The sequence below is a fragment of the Streptomyces sp. CA-251247 genome, assembly GCF_050952975.1.
GTDB lineage: Bacteria > Actinomycetota > Actinomycetes > Streptomycetales > Streptomycetaceae > Streptomyces > Streptomyces achmelvichensis.
On the sequence record NZ_CP191861.1, the window covers coordinates 4866221 to 4885934 of the forward strand.

23 protein-coding genes are annotated in these 19714 nt (G+C 68.9%); 20 read left to right on the top strand and 3 right to left on the bottom strand.

Annotated features, from left to right (window positions below; translation table 11 throughout):
• Nucleotides 1-213 precede the first annotated feature (213 nt).
• The 4 genes from rpsL to tuf all read left to right on the top strand — a co-directional run bounded on the left by rpsL (nt 214) and on the right by tuf (nt 4578).
• Nucleotides 214-585 carry a 30S ribosomal protein S12 gene (gene rpsL / locus ACQPWZ_RS21560; protein WP_003948652.1) on the top strand — a complete coding sequence of 124 codons (372 nt, stop codon included), beginning with the start codon at nt 214-216 and terminating at the stop codon, nt 583-585.
• A gap of 2 nt (nt 586-587) precedes the next feature.
• The gene (gene rpsG, locus ACQPWZ_RS21565) at nt 588-1058 is read left to right on the top strand and encodes a 30S ribosomal protein S7 (RefSeq protein WP_340474758.1); all 471 of its coding nucleotides are present in this window, start codon (nt 588-590) and stop codon (nt 1056-1058) included.
• A gap of 38 nt (nt 1059-1096) precedes the next feature.
• A complete protein-coding gene (gene fusA, locus ACQPWZ_RS21570; protein WP_340474759.1) occupies nt 1097-3223 on the top strand; it encodes an elongation factor G in 2127 nt (708 codons plus the stop codon).
• Nucleotides 3224-3384: 161 nt separating this feature from the next.
• Nucleotides 3385-4578: an elongation factor Tu gene (gene tuf, locus ACQPWZ_RS21575; RefSeq protein WP_313944693.1), complete on the top strand. Its 1194-nt coding sequence runs from the start codon at nt 3385-3387 to the stop codon at nt 4576-4578.
• 101 nt (nt 4579-4679) lie between these two features.
• Here the strand turns inward: tuf and ACQPWZ_RS21580 are convergent, their stop codons facing one another.
• The 3 genes from ACQPWZ_RS21580 to ACQPWZ_RS21590 all read right to left on the bottom strand — a co-directional run bounded on the left by ACQPWZ_RS21580 (nt 4680) and on the right by ACQPWZ_RS21590 (nt 11662).
• Entirely contained in the window at nt 4680-7004 is a 2325-nt protein-coding gene (locus tag ACQPWZ_RS21580) for a PIG-L family deacetylase (protein WP_433572169.1), read from the bottom strand.
• A gap of 200 nt (nt 7005-7204) precedes the next feature.
• Nucleotides 7205-9979 (bottom strand): poly(A) polymerase, encoded by a 2775-nt coding sequence (locus tag ACQPWZ_RS21585; RefSeq protein ID WP_433572170.1) that lies wholly within the window; start codon nt 9977-9979, stop codon nt 7205-7207.
• Nucleotides 9980-11662, bottom strand: a complete 1683-nt coding sequence (locus tag ACQPWZ_RS21590) for an RNA ligase family protein (protein WP_433572171.1) — start codon at nt 11660-11662, stop codon at nt 9980-9982. It lies immediately after the preceding gene.
• A 568-nt stretch (nt 11663-12230) separates the two neighbouring features.
• Here ACQPWZ_RS21590 and rpsJ point away from each other — a divergent pair.
• From rpsJ to rpsH, 16 genes are all read left to right on the top strand, one after another.
• Nucleotides 12231-12539 (top strand): 30S ribosomal protein S10, encoded by a 309-nt coding sequence (rpsJ, locus tag ACQPWZ_RS21595; RefSeq protein ID WP_003948644.1) that lies wholly within the window; start codon nt 12231-12233, stop codon nt 12537-12539.
• Between the two features lie 14 nt (nt 12540-12553).
• Nucleotides 12554-13198, top strand: coding sequence for a 50S ribosomal protein L3 (gene rplC, locus ACQPWZ_RS21600; RefSeq protein WP_313944689.1), 645 nt, complete (start codon nt 12554-12556; stop codon nt 13196-13198).
• 5 nt (nt 13199-13203) lie between these two features.
• Nucleotides 13204-13860 carry a 50S ribosomal protein L4 gene (rplD, locus tag ACQPWZ_RS21605; protein ID WP_340474763.1) on the top strand — a complete coding sequence of 219 codons (657 nt, stop codon included), beginning with the start codon at nt 13204-13206 and terminating at the stop codon, nt 13858-13860.
• Entirely contained in the window at nt 13860-14183 is a 324-nt protein-coding gene (rplW, locus tag ACQPWZ_RS21610) for a 50S ribosomal protein L23 (protein WP_313944687.1), read from the top strand. The genes rplD and rplW overlap by 1 nt, the downstream gene beginning before the upstream one ends.
• Nucleotides 14184-14222: 39 nt before the next feature.
• Nucleotides 14223-15059 carry a 50S ribosomal protein L2 gene (gene rplB, locus ACQPWZ_RS21615; protein WP_142214206.1) on the top strand — a complete coding sequence of 279 codons (837 nt, stop codon included), beginning with the start codon at nt 14223-14225 and terminating at the stop codon, nt 15057-15059.
• A gap of 12 nt (nt 15060-15071) precedes the next feature.
• Nucleotides 15072-15353: a 30S ribosomal protein S19 gene (rpsS, locus tag ACQPWZ_RS21620; RefSeq protein WP_340474764.1), complete on the top strand. Its 282-nt coding sequence runs from the start codon at nt 15072-15074 to the stop codon at nt 15351-15353.
• A gap of 40 nt (nt 15354-15393) precedes the next feature.
• The gene (gene rplV / locus ACQPWZ_RS21625) at nt 15394-15741 is read left to right on the top strand and encodes a 50S ribosomal protein L22 (RefSeq protein ID WP_016645177.1); all 348 of its coding nucleotides are present in this window, start codon (nt 15394-15396) and stop codon (nt 15739-15741) included.
• A complete protein-coding gene (gene rpsC / locus ACQPWZ_RS21630; protein WP_313944686.1) occupies nt 15741-16589 on the top strand; it encodes a 30S ribosomal protein S3 in 849 nt (282 codons plus the stop codon). The genes rplV and rpsC overlap by 1 nt, the downstream gene beginning before the upstream one ends.
• Nucleotides 16590-16594: 5 nt before the next feature.
• A complete protein-coding gene (gene rplP, locus ACQPWZ_RS21635) occupies nt 16595-17014 on the top strand; it encodes a 50S ribosomal protein L16 (RefSeq protein ID WP_313944685.1) in 420 nt (139 codons plus the stop codon).
• Nucleotides 17014-17238 carry a 50S ribosomal protein L29 gene (rpmC, locus tag ACQPWZ_RS21640; protein WP_340474765.1) on the top strand — a complete coding sequence of 75 codons (225 nt, stop codon included), beginning with the start codon at nt 17014-17016 and terminating at the stop codon, nt 17236-17238. The genes rplP and rpmC overlap by 1 nt, the downstream gene beginning before the upstream one ends.
• Nucleotides 17238-17522 carry a 30S ribosomal protein S17 gene (rpsQ, locus tag ACQPWZ_RS21645; protein WP_313944684.1) on the top strand — a complete coding sequence of 95 codons (285 nt, stop codon included), beginning with the start codon at nt 17238-17240 and terminating at the stop codon, nt 17520-17522. The genes rpmC and rpsQ overlap by 1 nt, the downstream gene beginning before the upstream one ends.
• A gap of 124 nt (nt 17523-17646) precedes the next feature.
• On the top strand, nt 17647-18015 hold the full coding sequence (rplN, locus tag ACQPWZ_RS21650) for a 50S ribosomal protein L14 (protein ID WP_003956455.1): 369 nt from the start codon (nt 17647-17649) through the stop codon (nt 18013-18015).
• A 2-nt stretch (nt 18016-18017) separates the two neighbouring features.
• Nucleotides 18018-18341 (top strand): 50S ribosomal protein L24, encoded by a 324-nt coding sequence (rplX, locus tag ACQPWZ_RS21655; protein ID WP_142214201.1) that lies wholly within the window; start codon nt 18018-18020, stop codon nt 18339-18341.
• A complete protein-coding gene (gene rplE, locus ACQPWZ_RS21660) occupies nt 18341-18898 on the top strand; it encodes a 50S ribosomal protein L5 (RefSeq protein ID WP_313944683.1) in 558 nt (185 codons plus the stop codon). The genes rplX and rplE overlap by 1 nt, the downstream gene beginning before the upstream one ends.
• 3 nt (nt 18899-18901) lie before the next feature.
• Complete coding sequence (locus ACQPWZ_RS21665; RefSeq protein ID WP_003948630.1) at nt 18902-19087, top strand: type Z 30S ribosomal protein S14; 186 nt, start codon at nt 18902-18904, stop codon at nt 19085-19087.
• A gap of 209 nt (nt 19088-19296) precedes the next feature.
• The gene (rpsH, locus tag ACQPWZ_RS21670) at nt 19297-19695 is read left to right on the top strand and encodes a 30S ribosomal protein S8 (protein WP_005313538.1); all 399 of its coding nucleotides are present in this window, start codon (nt 19297-19299) and stop codon (nt 19693-19695) included.
• Nucleotides 19696-19714: the final 19 nt, after the last annotated feature.

Sequence of the window (19714 nt, forward strand, 5' to 3'; positions counted from 1 at the left end):
GATGCGGTAGGTACGCTCTGACCTTGTGCCTGGGGTGTGCCTGGGCTCGTGTGCGTGTCCTCAGCCGCATGACGGGTCTGCAGAATCGGCCACCGTGATCTGTGCTCTCCCTGCTTAGCGGCAGGAGCATGCAGTATCCGACACACCCGACCGCGTGGGTCGGAGATGTTCCAGGTTAGTTTCACTACACGGCACACAGAAACCGGAGAAGTAGTGCCTACGATCCAGCAGCTGGTCCGTAAGGGCCGGCAGGACAAGGTCGAGAAGAACAAGACGCCCGCACTCGAGGGTTCCCCTCAGCGCCGCGGCGTCTGCACGCGTGTGTTCACGACCACCCCGAAGAAGCCGAACTCGGCCCTGCGGAAGGTCGCGCGTGTGCGTCTGACCTCCGGCATCGAGGTCACGGCCTACATTCCGGGTGAGGGACACAACCTGCAGGAGCACTCCATCGTGCTCGTGCGTGGTGGCCGTGTGAAGGACCTGCCGGGTGTTCGTTACAAGATCATCCGCGGTTCCCTGGACACCCAGGGTGTCAAGAACCGCAAGCAGGCCCGCAGCCGCTACGGCGCCAAGAAGGAGAAGTAAGAATGCCTCGTAAGGGCCCCGCCCCGAAGCGCCCGGTCATCATCGACCCGGTCTACGGTTCTCCTCTTGTCACGTCGCTGATCAACAAGCTCCTGCTCAACGGCAAGCGTTCCACTGCCGAGCGGATCGTCTACGGCGCCATGGAAGGCCTCCGCGAGAAGACCGGCGCTGACCCGGTCATCACGCTGAAGCGCGCCCTCGAGAACGTCAAGCCGTCTCTCGAGGTCAAGTCCCGCCGTGTCGGTGGCGCCACCTACCAGGTGCCGATCGAGGTCAAGCCCGGTCGCGCCGCCACCCTCGCGCTGCGCTGGGTCGTCGGTTACTCCCGCGCCCGTCGCGAGAAGACCATGACCGAGCGCCTCATGAACGAACTGCTCGACGCCTCCAACGGCCTCGGCGCTTCGGTCAAGAAGCGTGAGGACACGCACAAGATGGCCGAGTCCAACAAGGCCTTCGCGCACTACCGCTGGTAGTCGCTACCCACATCGAGACCGAGAGAAGATTGAGCCTTATGGCCACCACTTCGCTTGACCTGGCCAAGGTCCGCAACATCGGGATCATGGCCCACATCGACGCGGGCAAGACGACGACCACCGAGCGCATCCTGTTTTACACCGGTGTGAGCTACAAGATCGGTGAGGTCCACGACGGCGCTGCCACGATGGACTGGATGGAGCAGGAGCAGGAGCGCGGCATCACGATCACGTCCGCCGCGACGACCTGTCACTGGCCGCTCGAGGACGTCGATCACACCATCAACATCATCGACACCCCGGGCCACGTGGACTTCACGGTCGAGGTGGAGCGTTCGCTCCGCGTCCTCGACGGTGCCGTCACCGTGTTCGACGGTGTCGCCGGTGTTGAGCCGCAGTCCGAGACCGTCTGGCGTCAGGCGGACCGCTACGGCGTGCCGCGTATCTGCTTCGTCAACAAGCTCGACCGCACCGGCGCGGAGTTCCACCGCTGCGTCGACATGATCGTGGACCGCCTCGGCGCGACCCCGATCGTGATGCAGCTGCCGATCGGTGCCGAGGCAGACTTCAAGGGCGTCATCGACCTTGTTCGTATGAAGGCTCTTGTCTGGTCCGCAGAGGCCACCAAGGGCGAGATGTACGACGTCGTCGACATCCCGGCCACGCACACCGAGGCGGCCGACGAGTGGCGCGGCAAGCTGCTCGAAGCCGTGTCGGAGAACGACGACGAGATGATGGAGCTCTACCTCGAGGGCCAGGAGCCCACCGAGGAGCAGCTCTACCAGGCGATCCGTCGTATCACCATCGCGTCCGGCAAGGGCGGCGGCACCACCGTCACCCCCGTCTTCTGCGGTACCGCGTTCAAGAACAAGGGCGTTCAGCCCCTGCTCGACGCGGTTGTGCGCTACCTCCCCTCGCCCCTCGACGTCGAAGGCATTGACGGCCACGACGTCAAGGACGCGGAGCAGGTCATCACGCGCCGTCCGTCCGACGACGAGCCGCTGGCCGCGCTGGCCTTCAAGATCGCGAGCGACCCGCACCTGGGCAAGCTCACCTTCATCCGGGTCTACTCGGGTCGCCTGGAGTCCGGCACCGCGGTGCTGAACCCCACCAAGGGCAAGAAGGAGCGCATCGGCAAGATCTACCGCATGCACGCGAACAAGCGTGAGGAGATCGAGTCGGTGGGTGCCGGCGACATCGTCGCCGTCATGGGCCTGAAGCAGACCACCACCGGTGAGACGCTGTGCGACGACAAGAACCCGGTGATCCTGGAGTCCATGGACTTCCCGGCGCCGGTCATCCAGGTCGCGATCGAGCCCAAGTCCAAGGGTGACCAGGAGAAGCTGGGTGTCGCCATCCAGCGTCTCGCGGAGGAGGACCCCTCCTTCCAGGTGCACTCGGACGAGGAGACCGGCCAGACCATCATCGGTGGTATGGGCGAGCTTCACCTCGAGGTGCTCGTCGACCGCATGCGGCGCGAGTTCCGCGTCGAGGCGAACGTCGGCAAGCCGCAGGTCGCGTACCGCGAGACGATCCGCAAGGCCGTCGAGCGTATCGACTACACGCACAAGAAGCAGACCGGTGGTACCGGTCAGTTCGCGAAGGTGCAGATCGCGCTGGAGCCCATCGAGGGCGGCGACGCGACCTACGAGTTCGTGAACAAGGTCACGGGTGGCCGTATCCCCCGTGAGTACATTCCGTCGGTCGACGCCGGTGCGCAGGAAGCCATGCAGTTCGGCATCCTGGCCGGCTACGAGATGGTGGGCGTCCGCGTCACCCTCCTCGACGGTGGCTACCACGAGGTCGACTCCTCCGAGCTGGCGTTCAAGATCGCCGGTTCGCAGGCGTTCAAGGAGGGTGCCCGCAAGGCGTCCCCCGTGCTGCTCGAGCCGATGATGGCCGTCGAGGTCACCACGCCCGAGGACTACATGGGTGATGTCATCGGCGACCTCAACTCCCGCCGTGGCCAGATCCAGGCCATGGACGAGCGCAGCGGCGCTCGCGTCGTGAAGGGCCTCGTGCCCCTCTCGGAGATGTTCGGCTACGTCGGAGACCTCCGCAGCAAGACCTCGGGTCGCGCAAGCTACTCGATGCAGTTCGACTCCTACGCCGAGGTTCCGCGGAACGTCGCCGAGGAGATCATCGCGAAGGCCAAGGGCGAGTAACTCTTCCGAGTTCACGCTTTAGGCTTGTCACCGGAGCCTGCTGGGGCATTCCGGCCGTTACGCAAGTAATCGGCAGGAATGCCCCGGGCCCCGGCATTCCAGCAAAGATCACCTGGCGCCGATGAAGCAAGGCGTACAGAACCACTCCACAGGAGGACCCAGTGGCGAAGGCGAAGTTCGAGCGGACTAAGCCGCACGTCAACATCGGCACCATCGGTCACATCGACCACGGTAAGACGACCCTCACGGCCGCCATTACCAAGGTGCTGCATGACGCGTACCCGGACCTGAACGAGGCCTCGGCCTTCGACCAGATCGACAAGGCTCCTGAGGAGCGCCAGCGCGGTATCACCATCTCCATCGCGCACGTCGAGTACCAGACGGAGTCGCGTCACTACGCGCACGTCGACTGCCCGGGTCACGCTGACTACATCAAGAACATGATCACGGGTGCCGCGCAGATGGACGGCGCGATCCTCGTGGTTGCCGCCACCGACGGCCCGATGCCGCAGACCAAGGAGCACGTGCTCCTGGCCCGCCAGGTCGGCGTTCCGTACATCGTCGTCGCCCTGAACAAGGCCGACATGGTGGACGACGAGGAGATCATGGAGCTCGTCGAGCTCGAGGTCCGTGAGCTCCTCTCCGAGTACGAGTTCCCGGGCGACGACCTTCCGGTCGTGCGTGTCTCGGCGCTCAAGGCGCTCGAGGGCGACAAGGAGTGGGGCCAGTCGGTCCTGAACCTGATGGCCGCCGTCGACGAGTCGATCCCGCAGCCCGAGCGCGACGTCGACAAGCCGTTCCTGATGCCGATCGAGGACGTCTTCACGATCACCGGTCGTGGCACCGTCGTCACCGGTCGTATCGAGCGTGGTGTCCTCAAGGTCAACGAGACCGTCGACATCGTCGGTATCAAGACCGAGAAGACCACCACCACGGTCACCGGCATCGAGATGTTCCGCAAGCTGCTCGACGAGGGCCAGGCCGGTGAGAACGTCGGTCTGCTCCTCCGTGGCATCAAGCGCGAGGACGTCGAGCGCGGCCAGGTCATCATCAAGCCGGGTTCGGTCACGCCGCACACGAGCTTCGAGGCCCAGGCCTACATCCTGTCGAAGGACGAGGGTGGCCGTCACACCCCCTTCTTCAACAACTACCGCCCGCAGTTCTACTTCCGTACCACGGACGTGACCGGCGTCGTGACCCTCCCCGAGGGCACCGAGATGGTCATGCCGGGCGACAACACCGTCATGACGGTCGAGCTGATCCAGCCCGTCGCCATGGAGGAGGGCCTGAAGTTCGCCATCCGTGAGGGTGGCCGGACCGTGGGCGCCGGCCAGGTCACCAAGATCAACAAGTAAATCTTGTCGGTCTGACCTGGTAGCTCCTTATCGAGCACCAAGCAGGAGGCCCCGCACCGAAAGGTGCGGGGCCTCCTCGCGTTGTCGGCGGGTGCCGGTGGTCAGCCGGCCGTGCCGGCCTGCGGATACCAGAGCCAGGGGTGCGCGTCCGCGCCCAGGCCGACGGCCGTGGTCCCGGAGCGGGTCACCGCCAGCGTCGGACCCGAGAGCGGCTGGGTTCCCTGGGTACGCGTCAACACGCCCCGAGGTGTGTGGAGTTGGATCCGGCCGCGCAGATCGGTGCCGAGCAGCACCGGGCCGCCGGGCGCGGCGGCCGCGCTCACGGGGCCGTGGCCGTCGAACCGCAGGGTCCGGGCGCGCGCCGGGGCCCCGCCGGCGCGGACCGCCGTCACCGGCGCCGCGGTCGGCCTGCGGTAGTAGAGCTCGATGCCGCCGCCCGGGGCCGGCAGCGCGGCGACCGGGTCCCCCGGCGCGGGCAGGTCGGCGCCGTCGTCCGCGCGGAAGGCCACCTCCTCGCCGAGGACGTCCTGCGCCCAGTGGTGCACACGCTCGCGGCCCGCCGCGAACACATGGACGCGGCCCGAGCTGTCGACGACCGCGGACAGCCCGTCCTGGACCTCCTCGCCGCCCAGGTCCCGCCAGCGGTCCCAGCGCCCGTCGGTGCTCCGTACCCGCGTGCTGAGGCCCTTGTCCGCGTTGCGTACGAAGAGATGCACGCGGCCGTCCGGGGCGGTGACCGCGACCGGGACGCCGATGCGGCGACCGCGGTCCTCGTCCCGCTCGGGGTTGCCGAGACCGTCCCAGGCGAGGAACTCCCCGCCCGGGGCGCGCTGTTCGAGCAGGACCACCTCGCGGCGGTTCGGCCCGCCGTGGCCGCCGAGGGAGGCGAACCGCAGCCCGAAGACGAGCTGCCGGCCGTCGGGCAGCGCCGCCGAGCCGAGCGCGGGGGCGAGCGGTCCACCGCCCAGGTCGTCCGGGGCGCCCCACTGGCCGCTGCCGGGCCGGGTCTCGCGCCAGCGCACCGCCCGCAGCCCGAGCACTCCATAGGCCGCGAGGCGCCCGTCGGGGTCCGTGGCGACCACAGGACGCGCGCCGGGGTAGCGGTGGTGGGTGGAGCGGACCCAGCCCTTCTTGTTGGTCAGGGGCCGCATGCCGCCCACGTTGTAGTCGCCGCAGCCGGACGCGTTGCCGCACTCCCAGGCGGGGTCGCCGCCGTACGGGACGAGATGCGCGGCCTTGTGCTGGACGACCGGGGCGGGGAGGTTCTTGGGCCAGTGCCGGTTGTAGTACCCGCGGAAGGCGGTGGCCACGAACCCGGGCACCTGCCCGCCGTCCGCCGTCGCGTCGGCCACCCAGCGCACCATCGCGGCCCAGCTGAAGCAGGCGACGGCCGTGTGGTCGGCGTGGTCGGAGTAGCCGCGCTGCTCGCTGTCCTTCTTCCGAGTGGCCTCGTCGCTGTGCTGGATGTCCGGGTCCGGATCGAGCGTCTGGACGACGGTCGGCCGGTACTGCTCCATCAGCCCGACGAGGACGTCGATGAGGCTGTCGTAGTCGTACGCGACGGCCTTGCGCAGCGGGGAGTCCTCGGCCACGACGGTCTGGAGCCCCAGCGCCCGGTCACGCCACAGGCTGGGCAGCGCCATCCAGCGGCGGGTGGTGTGCATCGGCAGATTGAGGAAGATCAGCTCGACCCGGCGGTTGCCGTTGGTGAGGGTGTTGATCTCGGCGAGCCGGTCACCGCGCAGGGAGGCGATGCCCTTGGTCCAGTCGGTGAACCTGTCGAGCCCGAGGAGCGTGGCGTAGGCCTGCCGCAGGCCCTGGTGGCGGGCGGAGGAGTAGGCCGGCCGGTCGGCGGGGACGTCCGGAGCGCCGGGTATGTGATTGCGGCCGTCGTGCTCGCCGGCGGAGACGTACACGCAGACGAGGGGCACTCCGGCGTCGAGCATCCGCTGGGTGTCCGGGTTCATGAAGTACAGGTCGTCGTCGGGGTGGGCGAGTATCTGCATCAGCTGGGCGCGGCGGGTACTGGCTATCGCCAGGCCGGGGGCGGGGTCCGCGGTGCGGGTGGAGCGCCGGGAGGCGGGGACGGAGCACGAGGAGAGGACGCCGGCGCCGAGGAGTGCGGTGGCGGCAGCGACGACGCTGCGGCGGCGGGGCCGGGTGCGCCCGGCGGCCGGTGCGGGATCGCGTGTCGCAGCGGGCCGGGTGCGGCCGGTGCCCTGTGAGGACCCGGCGCCCGTGAGCTCGTCCGCCAGGGAGGGCCGTGGGCTCGTGGGCCCCTGTGCCGACGCGAGGAGCCGGGCGTCGGCGGCCGGTGCGGGACCGGCCTTTCGCGCGCCCGGTATGTCCCGGCGCTCGTCGGCGGCCGTGCGCGCGCCCGGTATGCGCGCAGGGCGCGTCGGGGCATGGGCAGGTCTGTCGTACACGTGTCGTGCTCCGTCCGCTTCCCCCGCAGCGGACGGGTCATGGCCCCCGGCTGCGTCCAGTGATCTCCCCCACAGCGCGGACGGGCTGGTCAGGGCCGCTTTCCGCGATCGACTAGACGGCTGTTCGATGCCTGGGGTTGCTCTGGACGGCGACTTTTGTTCGGACGAGGGGCCGGTCGGCGGGGCCGGGAACCGGGTTGTCAGCGCAGGGTCGGGACGTCGCCGTTGTCGCCACGGGTGAGGGTCGTGCCCGGCAGTCCGCGCAGCCACCTGTCGGCGATCTCCGCGAGCCGGGCGCGGTCCGGTGGGGTGGAGCCCAGGCCGATGGCGTAGCGGACGGGGTCCGTGGTGAACGGGCGCGGCCAGGCGTGGAGATCCGTCGCACCGGCGTCCTCCAGTGCGGTCAGCAGCGCCCGCATACGGCCGCGGACGCGGCCTTCGTCGGGGCCCGGTGCCACGGTGACGACGGCCCAGGCCTCGTGGCGCCGGTGCAGCGGCGGCGGGGCGAGGAGCCCCGGCCAGGGGCCGGGTGTCGACTCCACCGTCTCCCAGGCGCGGAAGAGCTCCCGCGTGAGCAGGTCGCGGCCGCCGGCGCTGATCTGCTCGGTGCAGGGGCGGACCGGTGCGCTCGGAGTCGTGACCGTCACGGGCAGGTCCGTGCCGGGTCCGCCGACCGGCTCGCTCCAGTTCCACGCGGCCCAGGTGGCGAAGAAGTGCCGGAGCAGTCCGGCGGGCGGAAGCGCTCCCGCCTCGCGCACGGTGTGTGCGGCCAGCACGGCCCATCCGAGGCCCGGCAGCCCGCCGAAGGGCGCCGAGTCCAGTCCGCGGGCGCGCGCCCAGGCCTTGACCTCACGGGCGAGCCGGGCGAAGGCCTCCGGGTGCTCACCGGCGGTCGCGGCAACGGCTTCCGCGTCGCTCACCGCGCTGAGCGCCACCGCTGCCGCGTCGCCCAGTTCGGCCCGCCGTTCCACCGCTTCGTCCGCGGGCAGCGAGCCCGTGCCCACGACGACGAGATCGACGTCCAGGCCGTCGGCCCGCAGCCGCAGCCCGGGGACGCGTGCCCCGATCACCTGGCGCAGCCCGGTGGCTTCCGGCAGCGCGGCCGCCACCCTGGCCCGTACCTCGGCCGGATCGGGGGAGCCGGGCAGCGCGGCCACCAGGTCCAGATCGGCGCCGGGCAGCGCGCAGCCCATGCGCCGTGAGCCGACCAGGTGGACGACGCCGTCGGCGAGGGCGTCCGAGAGCCGCTTCAGGGTTCGCCGGGCGGACGCGTCGTCGTCCGGGGGACCGGGCAGGGCCGGGTCCGGGGCCTCGTCGGTCCAGCGCATCTCGCCCGTTCCCAGCGTGACGGTCGCCCGTACCCGCATCGGCTCGTCGCCCCGCCGCGAGAGCAGCGCCAGCTCCCCGACCTTCGCCGGCATCGCGTCGAGGCGTGCCGTGCACGCGGCCGCGAGGGCGTGCGGATCGTGTGTCCGGCCCAGGCTCAGATGCGGGGTGTACCCCTCGCGACGGCCCCGGCAGCGCGGAAAGTACGTCTCCAGCGTGCTCCGCAGCCGCGTCCACGGCTCCTCGTCCGCGGCCGCCGGGTCCAGCCACACGGTCGCGTCCTCGCGGTGCCCGAAGCTGTGCACCCCTTCGAGGCGGGCGTCGAAGGGATCAATCGCGGCAGCCGCGGCGGACAGCGCGGGAGCGGCCCGTTCGAAGGCGTCCTCCGGCACGAACCCGAAGAGCAGGTTCACGTGCGGCGGCCAGCGGTGGATCTGAGGGTCGTGCTCCGCACGGATCGCCTGTACGGGCGGCCAGAGGTCCCGCGGCGGGATCCAGGCCACCGCCGTACGGGGCGTCGGCCGGTCGTCGAGCGCGTCCGGGGGCCCGCCGGCGGGCGGACCCAGATCCACGGCGACGCCGTAGTGGTCGGAGACGAACAGTCCGCCCGTCGTCGGGGTGTCCCCGTGGAGCACGGCGGAGAGCGCTCGCAGGTCCTGCGTCCGCAGCAGCACCCGGTCCAGCCGGGACACGCGTCCCGTGAGCGACGAGACGGCCGCCAGCGGATTGGCGCCCGGGTCGAAGGTGGGTGTCCGGTCCTCGGGACCGTGCACGTCGCTCCAGGCGTCCCGCATCCCGAGCGCCGTCTGCGGCCCGCTCCCGCTCTCGTTGAAGTCACCGGCCAGGACCACGTCGCCCTCCACGCCCGCCAGCCCTTCGGCGAGCCGGGCGAGCTCGGCCTCCCTGCGGCCGGCGCCGTCGGCGGAGTGGTCGCTGCTGAGGTGGGTCGCGGCGACCACGACCGGGCCGGTGGCGGTCTCGACGACGAGCGCTGTGACCGCCTTGTGCGGCCCGAGGCCGTGGTGCCCCGCCTCCCGCACGGGCAGCCGGCTGAGCAGCAGAAGCCCGTGGTCGGCGATGTCCCTGCCCAGGGGATCGGTCCCGAGGGTCCAGCCGTCGCGCACCCACGGCTCCGCCATCAGCAGGGCGGCGAGCTTCGGTTCGACCTCCTGGAGGGCGATGACGTCGGCGTCGGCCTCGCGCAGGGCCGCCAGGAGAAGCGGCCGGCGCGCGGCGGTGTCGATGCGGTCGCTGTCGTAGCGGTCCCAGAGGGTGTTCCAGGTCAGGACCCGCAGACCGGCGGCCGTCGGCACGCTCCCGGGTGCTGTCGTCGGCACCCACCCGTCGCGCTTCCACGCGTACGGCGTCCGCGCCGTGAAGAAGGGCGCCCGCAGCCGCCGGGGACTGCGCACCCGCCCGGCATCGGTCGCGTCGATGCGGTCCGCTCCCGTGGCTCTGTCCCACACCACCTCGCCGTCCGCCTCGAAGAACAGCACCCGGTGCCACGGAATGTCGCCGCCGGGCACGAAGGCGGCCAGCGGCATTCGCTTGGGGGCCGCCCCGCGCTGGTTGATCCCGACCACGAAGCGCGCCGGATCGAACCGTGCGTCCCAGCGGACCCGGTGGTAGATCTCCTCGCTGGTGCGCATCTACGCCTCCTCCTCCACGGTCCCGCTCGCGCCGATGTACCAGGTGCGGTGCGCCTGGCCGGGGTACGGCGGGGAGAACCGGTGCACCTGTGAGGCGAGGACCTCGGGCGGGACGGGGTGCGTCCGCCGCGCGTTGCGCCGGACCAGTTCCTCCTCGTCGACGAGTGCCACGGCGTGCGTGGTCAGGGCGTCGCGCCGGCGCGCGACGGAGTGCACCAGCGAGCGCTGGTGCGCGTTGAGCGACGTGGCGTCCCACACCACGGTCCCACCGGCCGCGAGAGCCGCGTCCAGCCGGTCGAGTCCGGCGCGCAGCACGTCACCGTTGGCCTTCTGGTCGGCGCGCGACCCGCGTGCCTCGCGCAGGTCGTCCAGCGAGATGTAGGCGTCGATTCCGGGAAGCCCGCGGGCGAAGGTGCTCTTCCCGCTGCCCGACGGGCCGACCGTCTGGATCAGCCGCGGGAAGTCCCCGGAACGCCATCGCCATGTCGCGGCGACGGCCTCATCGGCGGACGTGATCTTCCCCAGGGCGTACGCCTCACGTGCCTCGGCCACGCACCGGGCCGCCGCGTCCGGCTCCAGGTCCGCGAACGTCTCCCGCAGACCGTCCAGGCCGCCGACGCCCTCCGCGTGCAGCGCGGACCAGTCCACCTGCTCGCGTGCCCCGGTGTCCTCGGCCGTCGCCCGGGCGACGGCGTGCAGGACGCCGAGGTCGGCGGCGTACGACATCCGCACCAGCCCGGTGCGCCGCTCCTCGTCCGGGTAGGGCCGGTGCAGCCGGGCCTGGAGCCCGACGAGGTCGGCGACCTCACGGGCCGTCCCCATGCCCTGGGAGACGGCGAGATGCGCTCCCACCCGGGACCGCGGGCTGCGGTGCAGCAGTGCGGCCAGAACGCCGGCGAGCCGGTCGTCGCCGGTGCGCCCGAGCACGTCGAGTGCCGCGGACACCTCGGTCACGACCGCCTCGTCGCGAGTGTCTCCCGCGCGCAGTCCGAGGCCGGCCGACAGGGCGGCGGCCCCCGGCGTGCCCCCGGACCGGACGTCCCACAGCGCCGCCGCCGGCCCGCGCCCGTTCTCCACCACGGCGGCGTACATCCAGTGCGTGTCCGTCTGCACATGCCCGCGCCGCACCCACTTGGCCATGCGCCGCCCGAAGTCCTCGGGGCCGAAGCCGTCGGCGGTCCGCACGACGTAGCCCTCCTGACGGGCGAGGTCGAGGTTCAGGGCGCGCAGGGCCCGCTCGCCGCGGCCGTCGAGGACCCCGCGCCACAGCACCGGGGGCACCGGGATCCCCAGCCCGCGCAGGAAGGCCACGGTCCGGTCCCAGTCGAGACAGCGGCCGTCGGCGTCCCACACGGAGAAGCCGTAGAAGAAGCTGTCGAGGTTCTCGTACGCGAGTGAGTGGCGGGCGTACATGTTCTCGCCGCACACGCGCCAGCCCGCGGGGACCGCGTGGCCGATGCGGCCCTGGAGGGCCTTGACCCAGGCACGCGAGGGGTGGTGGCCGGAGTCCGGCGACCGGGCGTGCAGTCCGTCGGCGTACAGGGTGGTGTTCTCGCCGTCGAGCTTCTCGGTGACGACGACCTCGCGGCCGGCCAGTCCGGACAGGTCGGCGGTCCGCACATCGTCGGGGGAGAGGCCCGGCGACCACGGCAGATGCGGTGTCCGCGGATAGTGCGTCCGCATGGTGATCGGCCCCCCGGTGACGACGATGTGCCGGCAACTGTAGGAGCCCGGGGAGGCGTTGCTCGAACGAATTAGCGCCGGTGGAGGCGTCCACGGCCGGACGGGCGGCGGGGTGTCCACGGCGTGGCCGGGGGCTCCCGTGGTCCCGTGGTGCGCGCGCCGGGGTTTGACAGCAAAAGCCGCGGGGGTAACCTCTTCGGCTCGATTGGCCAGGGCGCGGGCCTGTATGGCAGACTATCCGGGTTGCTCGGTTGAGTGCCGATGCTGCGCGCCTCCCGCCGGGAGGACCGGAAGCGAGTCCCACAGTACTCGTCGCTCCAACTGCCCACCGGGCAGCGCTGGAGCGGACGTACGGGAATCTTCCGGGAAGTGTCAGCGGGGTACCGACCAGGCACTCGGTGGGTGTTCTTCCCCCGATGCGCGGCTCAGGCCCGCACCCCCTTGGTTGGGAAATCCTTCGGGAGATCTTCGTAGAGGGAGTGCGACACGCCCGACCGCGGGGGTCGGAGAAGAATGCAGTACCCGCCGAGTTCCGGAGCGTTACGAGAGACAGGACTACTGAGTAGCCATGGCGGGACAGAAGATCCGCATCCGGCTCAAGGCCTACGACCACGAGGTCATCGACTCTTCGGCGAAGAAGATCGTCGAGACGGTGACGCGTACTGGTGCGTCGGTCGCAGGCCCGGTGCCGCTGCCCACTGAGAAGAACGTGTACTGCGTCATCAAGTCGCCGCACAAGTACAAGGACTCGCGCGAGCACTTCGAGATGCGCACGCACAAGCGCCTGATCGACATTCTCGACCCGACGCCCAAGACCGTTGACTCGTTGATGCGCCTGGACCTTCCGGCCGGCGTCGACATCGAGATCAAGCTCTGAGAGGCGCGGAAGAGATGGCAAAGCAGATCAAGGGCGTCCTGGGCGAGAAGCTCGGCATGACCCAGGTCTGGGACGAGAACAACCGTGTCGTCCCGGTGACCGTTGTCAAGGCCGGGCCGTGTGTTGTCACCCAGGTCCGTACGAATGACTCCGACGGCTACGAGTCGGTCCAGATCGCCTTCGGCGAGATCGACCCTCGCAAGGTGAACAAGCCCCTCAAGGGCCACTTCGCCAAGGCCGACGTGACCCCCCGCCGCCACCTGGTGGAGCTCCGTACCTCCGATGCTGCCGAGTACACGCTCGGCCAGGAGATCACTGCCGAGGTGTTCGAGTCCGGCGTCAAGGTTGACGTCACGGGCAAGAGCAAGGGCAAGGGCTTCGCCGGTGTCATGAAGCGTCACAACTTCAAGGGCCTCGGCGCCGGTCACGGCACCCAGCGCAAGCACCGCTCTCCCGGCTCCATCGGTGGCTGTGCCACCCCGGGCCGTGTGTTCAAGGGCCTCCGTATGGCGGGCCGCATGGGCAACGAGCGGGTCACCACCCAGAACCTGACCGTTCACGCCGTTGACGCGGAGAAGGGCCTGCTGCTCATCAAGGGCGCGGTTCCTGGTCCCAACGGCGGCCTGGTCCTGGTCCGCACTGCGGCCAAGGGGGCCTGAGGACTATGAGCACCATTGACATTCTGTCGCCCGCGGGCGACAAGTCCGGGACCGTTGAGCTCCCGGCCGAGATCTTCGACGCCAAGGTCAGCATCCCGCTGATCCACCAGGTCGTCGTCGCGCAGCTGGCCGCCGCCCGTCAGGGCACGCACAAGGTCAAGCGTCGTGGCGAGGTCCGCGGTGGTGGCAAGAAGCCTTACCGCCAGAAGGGCACCGGCCGCGCCCGTCAGGGTTCGACCCGTGCGCCGCAGTTCGCCGGCGGTGGCGTCGTTCACGGCCCCACCCCGCGTGACTACTCGCAGCGGACCCCGAAGAAGATGAAGGCCGCCGCCCTGCGCGGTGCCCTCACCGACCGGGCCCGCAACTCCCGCATCCACGTCGTCACCGGCGTGATCGAGGGTGAGATCTCCACCAAGGCTGCCAAGACGCTGTTCGGCAAGATCTCGGAGCGCAAGAACCTGCTCCTGGTCGTCGACCGCTCTGACGAGGCCGCGTGGCTCTCCGCCCGCAACCTGCCCCAGGTGCACATCCTGGATCCGGGGCAGCTGAACACGTACGACGTGCTCGTCTCCGACGACGTGGTCTTCACTCAGGCCGCTTTCGAGTCCTTCGTGTCCGGCGCCCCCGCTCGGAACGAAGAGACCGAAGGGAGCGACGCCTGATGACTGAGGCCGTCGTCACCAGCAAGACGTACTCGGACCCGCGCGACATTCTTGTCAAGCCGGTTGTGTCCGAGAAGAGCTACGCGCTTCTGGACGAGAACAAGTACACGTTCATCGTCGACCCGCGCGCGAACAAGACCCAGATCAAGCAGGCCGTCGAGGCGGTCTTCTCGGTCAAGGTCACCGGGGTCAACACGATCAACCGCCAGGGCAAGCGCAAGCGCACCCGCACCGGTTTCGGCAAGCGCTCCGACACGAAGCGCGCCATCGTGACCCTCGCCGAGGGCGACCGTATCGACATCTTCGGCGGCCCGACCTCCTGACGGAGGTCGAGTCGTCCGGAATCGGACGAGGACTGAGAAATGGGTATCCGCAAGTACAAGCCGACGACCCCGGGCCGTCGTGGCTCCAGCGTCGCCGACTTTGTCGAGATCACGCGGTCCACGCCGGAGAAGTCGCTGGTCCGCCCCCTGCACAGCAAGGGCGGCCGTAACAACACCGGTCGTGTGACTGTCCGTCACCAGGGCGGTGGCCACAAGCGCGCCTACCGCGTGATCGACTTCCGTCGTCACGACAAGGACGGCGTGCCGGCCAAGGTCGCTCACATCGAGTACGACCCGAACCGCACCGCGCGCATCGCGCTCCTGCACTACGCAGACGGCGAGAAGCGCTACATCATCGCGCCGCGTGGCCTGTCGCAGGGCGACCGTGTCGAGAACGGCCCGGCCGCCGACATCAAGCCCGGCAACAACCTGGCGCTGCGCAACATCCCGGTCGGTACGACCATCCACGCCATCGAGCTGCGGCCCGGCGGCGGCGCGAAGTTCGCCCGCTCCGCGGGTGCCTCCGTGCAGCTGCTGGCGAAGGAGGGCCAGATGGCCCACCTGCGTATGCCGTCCGGCGAGATTCGCCTGGTCGACGTCCGCTGCCGCGCCACCATCGGCGAGGTCGGCAACGCCGAGCAGTCGAACATCAACTGGGGCAAGGCCGGCCGCCTGCGCTGGAAGGGCGTCCGCCCGACCGTCCGCGGTGTCGCGATGAACCCGGTTGACCACCCGCACGGTGGTGGTGAGGGCAAGACCTCCGGTGGTCGCCACCCGGTCAGCCCGTGGGGTCAGAAGGAGGGTCGTACTCGTTCTCCCAAGAAGGCGAGCAACAAGTACATCGTCCGCCGCCGCAAGACGAACAAGAAGCGCTAGGAGCGGGTTTAGATGCCGCGCAGTCTCAAGAAGGGGCCCTTCGTCGACGACCACCTGATCAAGAAGGTGGATGTCCAGAACGAAGCAGGTTCCAAGAACGTCATCAAGACCTGGTCCCGTCGCTCGATGATCGTCCCGGCCATGCTGGGTCACACCATCGCGGTGCACAACGGCAAGATCCACGTCCCGGTGTTCGTCACCGAGTCGATGGTCGGCCACAAGCTCGGCGAGTTCTCGCCGACTCGCACCTTCCGCGGCCACGTCAAGGACGACCGGAAGTCGAAGCGCCGCTAAGGCGGGGTGACTGACTATGACTTACACCGAAGGGACAACCATGGAAGCCAGGGCCCAGGCGCGGTACATCCGCGTCACGCCCATGAAGGCCCGCCGAGTGGTGGACCTCATCCGTGGCATGGATGCCACGGAGGCTCAGGCGGTCCTGCGTTTCGCCCCGCAGGCCGCGAGCGTGCCGGTTGGCAAGGTGCTGGACAGCGCCATTGCCAACGCTGCACACAACTACGACCACAGTGATGCCTCTTCGCTGGTTATCAGCGAGGCGTACGTGGACGAGGGTCCGACCCTGAAGCGGTTCCGTCCGCGTGCTCAGGGCCGTGCCTACCGGATCCGTAAGCGGACCAGCCACATCACCGTGGTCGTCAGCAGCAAGGAAGGAACCCGGTAATGGGCCAGAAGGTTAACCCGCATGGGTTCCGGCTCGGCATCACCACGGACTTCAAGTCCCGTTGGTACGCCGACAAGCTGTACAAGGACTACGTCAAGGAAGACGTCGCCATTCGTCGCATGATGACGAAGGGCATGGAGCGGGCCGGCATCTCGAAGGTTGAGATCGAGCGCACCCGCGACCGCGTCCGCGTTGACATCCACACCGCTCGTCCGGGCATCGTCATCGGCCGCCGCGGCGCCGAGGCGGACCGCATCCGCGGCGAGCTGGAGAAGCTGACCGGCAAGCAGGTTCAGCTGAACATCCTCGAGGTCAAGAACCCCGAGGTGGACGCTCAGCTGGTGGCCCAGGCCGTCGCCGAGCAGCTCTCCTCCCGCGTCTCCTTCCGTCGTGCGATGCGCAAGTCGATGCAGAGCTCGATGAAGGCCGGCGCCAAGGGCATCAAGATCCAGTGCGGTGGCCGTCTCGGTGGCGCCGAGATGTCCCGCTCGGAGTTCTACCGCGAGGGCCGTGTGCCCCTGCACACGCTCCGCGCGAACGTCGACTACGGCTTCTTCGAGGCCAAGACGACCTTCGGCCGTATCGGTGTGAAGGTCTGGATCTACAAGGGCGACGTCAAGAACATCGCCGAGGTCCGCGCCGAGAACGCCGCTGCGCGCGCCGGTAACCGTCCGGCTCGTGGCGGCGCCGACCGCCCGGCCGGCGGCCGCGGTGGCCGTGGTGGCGAGCGTGGTGGCGGTCGCGGCCGCAAGCCGCAGCAGCAGTCCGCGCCGGCTGCGGAGGCCCCCAAGGCCGACGCTCCCGCCGCCGCTGCCGCTCCGGCTGAGAGCACTGGAACGGAGGCCTGACCGAAATGCTGATCCCCCGTAGGGTCAAGCACCGCAAGCAGCACCACCCCAAGCGCCGCGGTATGGCCAAGGGTGGTACGACGGTTGCGTTCGGCGAGTACGGCATCCAGGCCATGACTCCGGCGTACGTGACCAACCGCCAGATCGAGGCGGCTCGTATCGCGATGACCCGCCACATCAAGCGTGGCGGCAAGGTCTGGATCAACATCTACCCGGACCGCCCGCTGACGAAGAAGCCTGCCGAGACCCGCATGGGTTCCGGTAAGGGTTCCCCGGAGTGGTGGGTCGCGAACGTTCATCCCGGTCGGGTGATGTTCGAGCTGTCCTACCCGAACGAGAAGATTGCGCGTGAGGCGCTTACCCGCGCTGCTCACAAGCTTCCGATGAAGTGCCGGATCGTTCGGCGCGAGGCAGGTGAGTCGTGATGTCTACCGGTACCAAGGCGTCCGAGCTGCGCGAACTGGGCAACGAGGAGCTTGTTGCCAAGCTCAGCGAGGCCAAGGAAGAGCTGTTCAACCTCCGCTTCCAGGCGGCGACCGGTCAGCTCGAGAACCATGGCCGGCTCAAGGCCGTCCGCAAGGACATCGCGCGGATCTACACCCTCATGCGTGAGCGCGAGCTGGGCATCGAGACGGTGGAGAGCGCCTGATGAGCGAGAGCAACGTGACTGAGAAGACCGAAACGCGCGGATTCCGCAAGACCCGTGAGGGTCTCGTCGTCAGCGACAAGATGGACAAGACCGTCGTCGTCGCCGTCGAGGACCGCGTCAAGCACGCGCTGTACGGCAAGGTCATCCGCCGTACGAACAAGCTCAAGGCGCACGACGAGCAGAACGCTGCCGGCGTCGGCGACCGCGTCCTCATCATGGAGACGCGTCCGCTGTCGGCGACCAAGCGCTGGCGCATCGTCGAGATCCTCGAGAAGGCCAAGTAGTTCCCGCGAGGGGACCGCTGAGAAACAGAATCCCTGAGGGGTTTCCCTCAGGACAGTTCCGCCAGGCTCGGCAGGGGCACCCAGGTGCCCCTGCCGGGAACCGGCAGACGATCAGGAGATAGACGTGATCCAGCAGGAGTCGCGGCTGCGTGTCGCCGACAACACTGGTGCCAAGGAGATCCTTTGCATCCGTGTTCTCGGTGGTTCCGGCCGCCGCTACGCGGGCATCGGTGACGTCATCGTCGCCACCGTCAAGGACGCGATCCCCGGTGGCAACGTGAAGAAGGGTGACGTCGTCAAGGCGGTCATCGTTCGCACCGTGAAGGAGCGCCGCCGCCAGGACGGCTCGTACATCCGCTTCGACGAGAACGCCGCTGTCATTCTCAAGAACGACGGCGACCCTCGCGGCACCCGTATCTTCGGCCCGGTGGGCCGTGAGCTGCGCGAGAAGAAGTTCATGAAGATCATCTCGCTCGCGCCGGAGGTGCTGTAAGCATGAAGATCAAGAAGGGCGACCTGGTTCAGGTCATCACCGGCAAGGACAAGGGCAAGCAGGGCAAGGTCATCGCGGCCTTCCCCCGTGAGGACCGCGTCCTGGTCGAGGGTGTCAACCGGGTCAAGAAGCACACCAAGGCCGGTCAGACCGCTCGCGGTTCGCAGACCGGTGGCATCGTCACGACCGAGGCCCCTGTTCACGTGAGCAACGTTCAGCTCGTCGTGGAGAAGGACGGCAACAAGGTCGTCACGCGCGTCGGTTACCGCTTCGACGACGAGGGCAACAAGATCCGCGTTGCCAAGCGGACGGGTGAGGACATCTGATGGCTACCACCACCACTCCGCGTCTCAAGACGAAGTACCGCGAGGAGATCACCGGCAAGCTGCGTGAGGAGTTCTCCTACGAGAACGTCATGCAGGTTCCCGGCCTCGTCAAGATCGTGGTCAACATGGGTGTGGGCGACGCCGCCCGCGACTCCAAGCTGATCGACGGTGCCATCAAGGACCTCACCACGATCACCGGCCAGAAGCCGGCCGTCACCAAGGCCCGTAAGTCCATCGCGCAGTTCAAGCTGCGTGAGGGCCAGCCGATCGGTGCCCACGTCACGCTTCGTGGCGACCGCATGTGGGAGTTCCTGGACCGCACCCTGTCGCTCGCGCTTCCGCGCATCCGCGACTTCCGTGGTCTGTCTCCCAAGCAGTTCGACGGCCGTGGCAACTACACCTTCGGTCTCACGGAGCAGGTCATGTTCCACGAGATCGACCAGGACAAGATCGACCGCGTCCGGGGTATGGACATCACCGTGGTCACCACGGCGACCAACGACGATGAGGGCCGCGCCCTCCTTCGTCACCTCGGCTTCCCGTTCAAGGAGGCGTGAGCCGTGGCGAAGAAGGCTCTCATTGCCAAGGCCGCCCGCAAGCCCAAGTTTGGCGTGCGTGGCTACACGCGCTGCCAGCGTTGCGGTCGTCCCCACTCCGTCTACCGCAAGTTCGGCCTGTGCCGCGTGTGCCTTCGTGAGATGGCTCACCGTGGCGAGCTGCCGGGCGTGACCAAGAGCTCCTGGTAATTCCCTTCTTGGGAATTCCCGGAGACTCTCGGTAAGCATCTGGTCGGCGGGAGCCCTCCCTCACATGCCGTAGGCTTGTGGGGTTGGGCGTCCGCCGCCCGTACGACTTACTACGCCGTAGGTCCCCGCACCGCACCCGTCCCGCCACTGAGTGGGGAGAGGGATGGCGCATACAGGAAACCCCGGCGAGAGAGGCCGAAGGCCAATTCATGACCATGACTGATCCGATCGCAGACATGCTCACGCGTCTGCGTAACGCAAACTCGGCGTACCACGACTCCGTCGTGATGCCGCACAGCAAGATCAAGTCGCACATCGCGGAGATCCTCCAGCAGGAGGGCTTCATCACCGGCTGGAAGGTCGAGGACGCCGAGGTCGGCAAGAACCTCGTCCTCGAGCTGAAGTTCGGCCCGAACCGCGAGCGCTCGATCGCCGGCATCAAGCGGATTTCGAAGCCGGGTCTGCGCGTGTACGCGAAGTCCACCAATCTGCCGAAGGTTCTCGGCGGCCTGGGCGTGGCGATCATCTCCACGTCCCACGGTCTCCTGACCGGCCAGCAGGCTCAGAAGAAGGGCGTGGGTGGGGAAGTCCTCGCCTACGTCTGGTAGTCGGGAACGGAGGAAAAGC

Bases quoted from the DNA above. Each gene is read 5' to 3' on its own strand.
- rplC (WP_313944689.1), top strand. From the start codon at position 12,554: ATGGCAAAGCAGATCAAGGGCGTCCTGGGCGAGAAGCTCGGCATGACC.
- rplE (WP_313944683.1), top strand. From the start codon at position 18,341: ATGGCTACCACCACCACTCCGCGTCTCAAGACGAAGTACCGCGAGGAG.
- rpsH (WP_005313538.1), top strand. From the start codon at position 19,297: ATGACCATGACTGATCCGATCGCAGACATGCTCACGCGTCTGCGTAAC.
- rpsC (WP_313944686.1), top strand. From the start codon at position 15,741: ATGGGCCAGAAGGTTAACCCGCATGGGTTCCGGCTCGGCATCACCACG.
- rpsG (WP_340474758.1), top strand. From the start codon at position 588: ATGCCTCGTAAGGGCCCCGCCCCGAAGCGCCCGGTCATCATCGACCCG.
- fusA (WP_340474759.1), top strand. From the start codon at position 1,097: ATGGCCACCACTTCGCTTGACCTGGCCAAGGTCCGCAACATCGGGATC.
- rpsJ (WP_003948644.1), top strand. From the start codon at position 12,231: ATGGCGGGACAGAAGATCCGCATCCGGCTCAAGGCCTACGACCACGAG.
- rplV (WP_016645177.1), top strand. From the start codon at position 15,394: ATGGAAGCCAGGGCCCAGGCGCGGTACATCCGCGTCACGCCCATGAAG.
- ACQPWZ_RS21585 (WP_433572170.1), bottom strand. From the start codon at position 9,979: ATGCGCACCAGCGAGGAGATCTACCACCGGGTCCGCTGGGACGCACGG.
- rplB (WP_142214206.1), top strand. From the start codon at position 14,223: ATGGGTATCCGCAAGTACAAGCCGACGACCCCGGGCCGTCGTGGCTCC.
- rplD (WP_340474763.1), top strand. From the start codon at position 13,204: ATGAGCACCATTGACATTCTGTCGCCCGCGGGCGACAAGTCCGGGACC.
- rplW (WP_313944687.1), top strand. From the start codon at position 13,860: ATGACTGAGGCCGTCGTCACCAGCAAGACGTACTCGGACCCGCGCGAC.
- rpsQ (WP_313944684.1), top strand. From the start codon at position 17,238: ATGAGCGAGAGCAACGTGACTGAGAAGACCGAAACGCGCGGATTCCGC.
- rplP (WP_313944685.1), top strand. From the start codon at position 16,595: ATGCTGATCCCCCGTAGGGTCAAGCACCGCAAGCAGCACCACCCCAAG.
- rpsS (WP_340474764.1), top strand. From the start codon at position 15,072: ATGCCGCGCAGTCTCAAGAAGGGGCCCTTCGTCGACGACCACCTGATC.
- rplX (WP_142214201.1), top strand. From the start codon at position 18,018: ATGAAGATCAAGAAGGGCGACCTGGTTCAGGTCATCACCGGCAAGGAC.
- rpmC (WP_340474765.1), top strand. From the start codon at position 17,014: ATGTCTACCGGTACCAAGGCGTCCGAGCTGCGCGAACTGGGCAACGAG.
- ACQPWZ_RS21590 (WP_433572171.1), bottom strand. From the start codon at position 11,662: ATGCGGACGCACTATCCGCGGACACCGCATCTGCCGTGGTCGCCGGGC.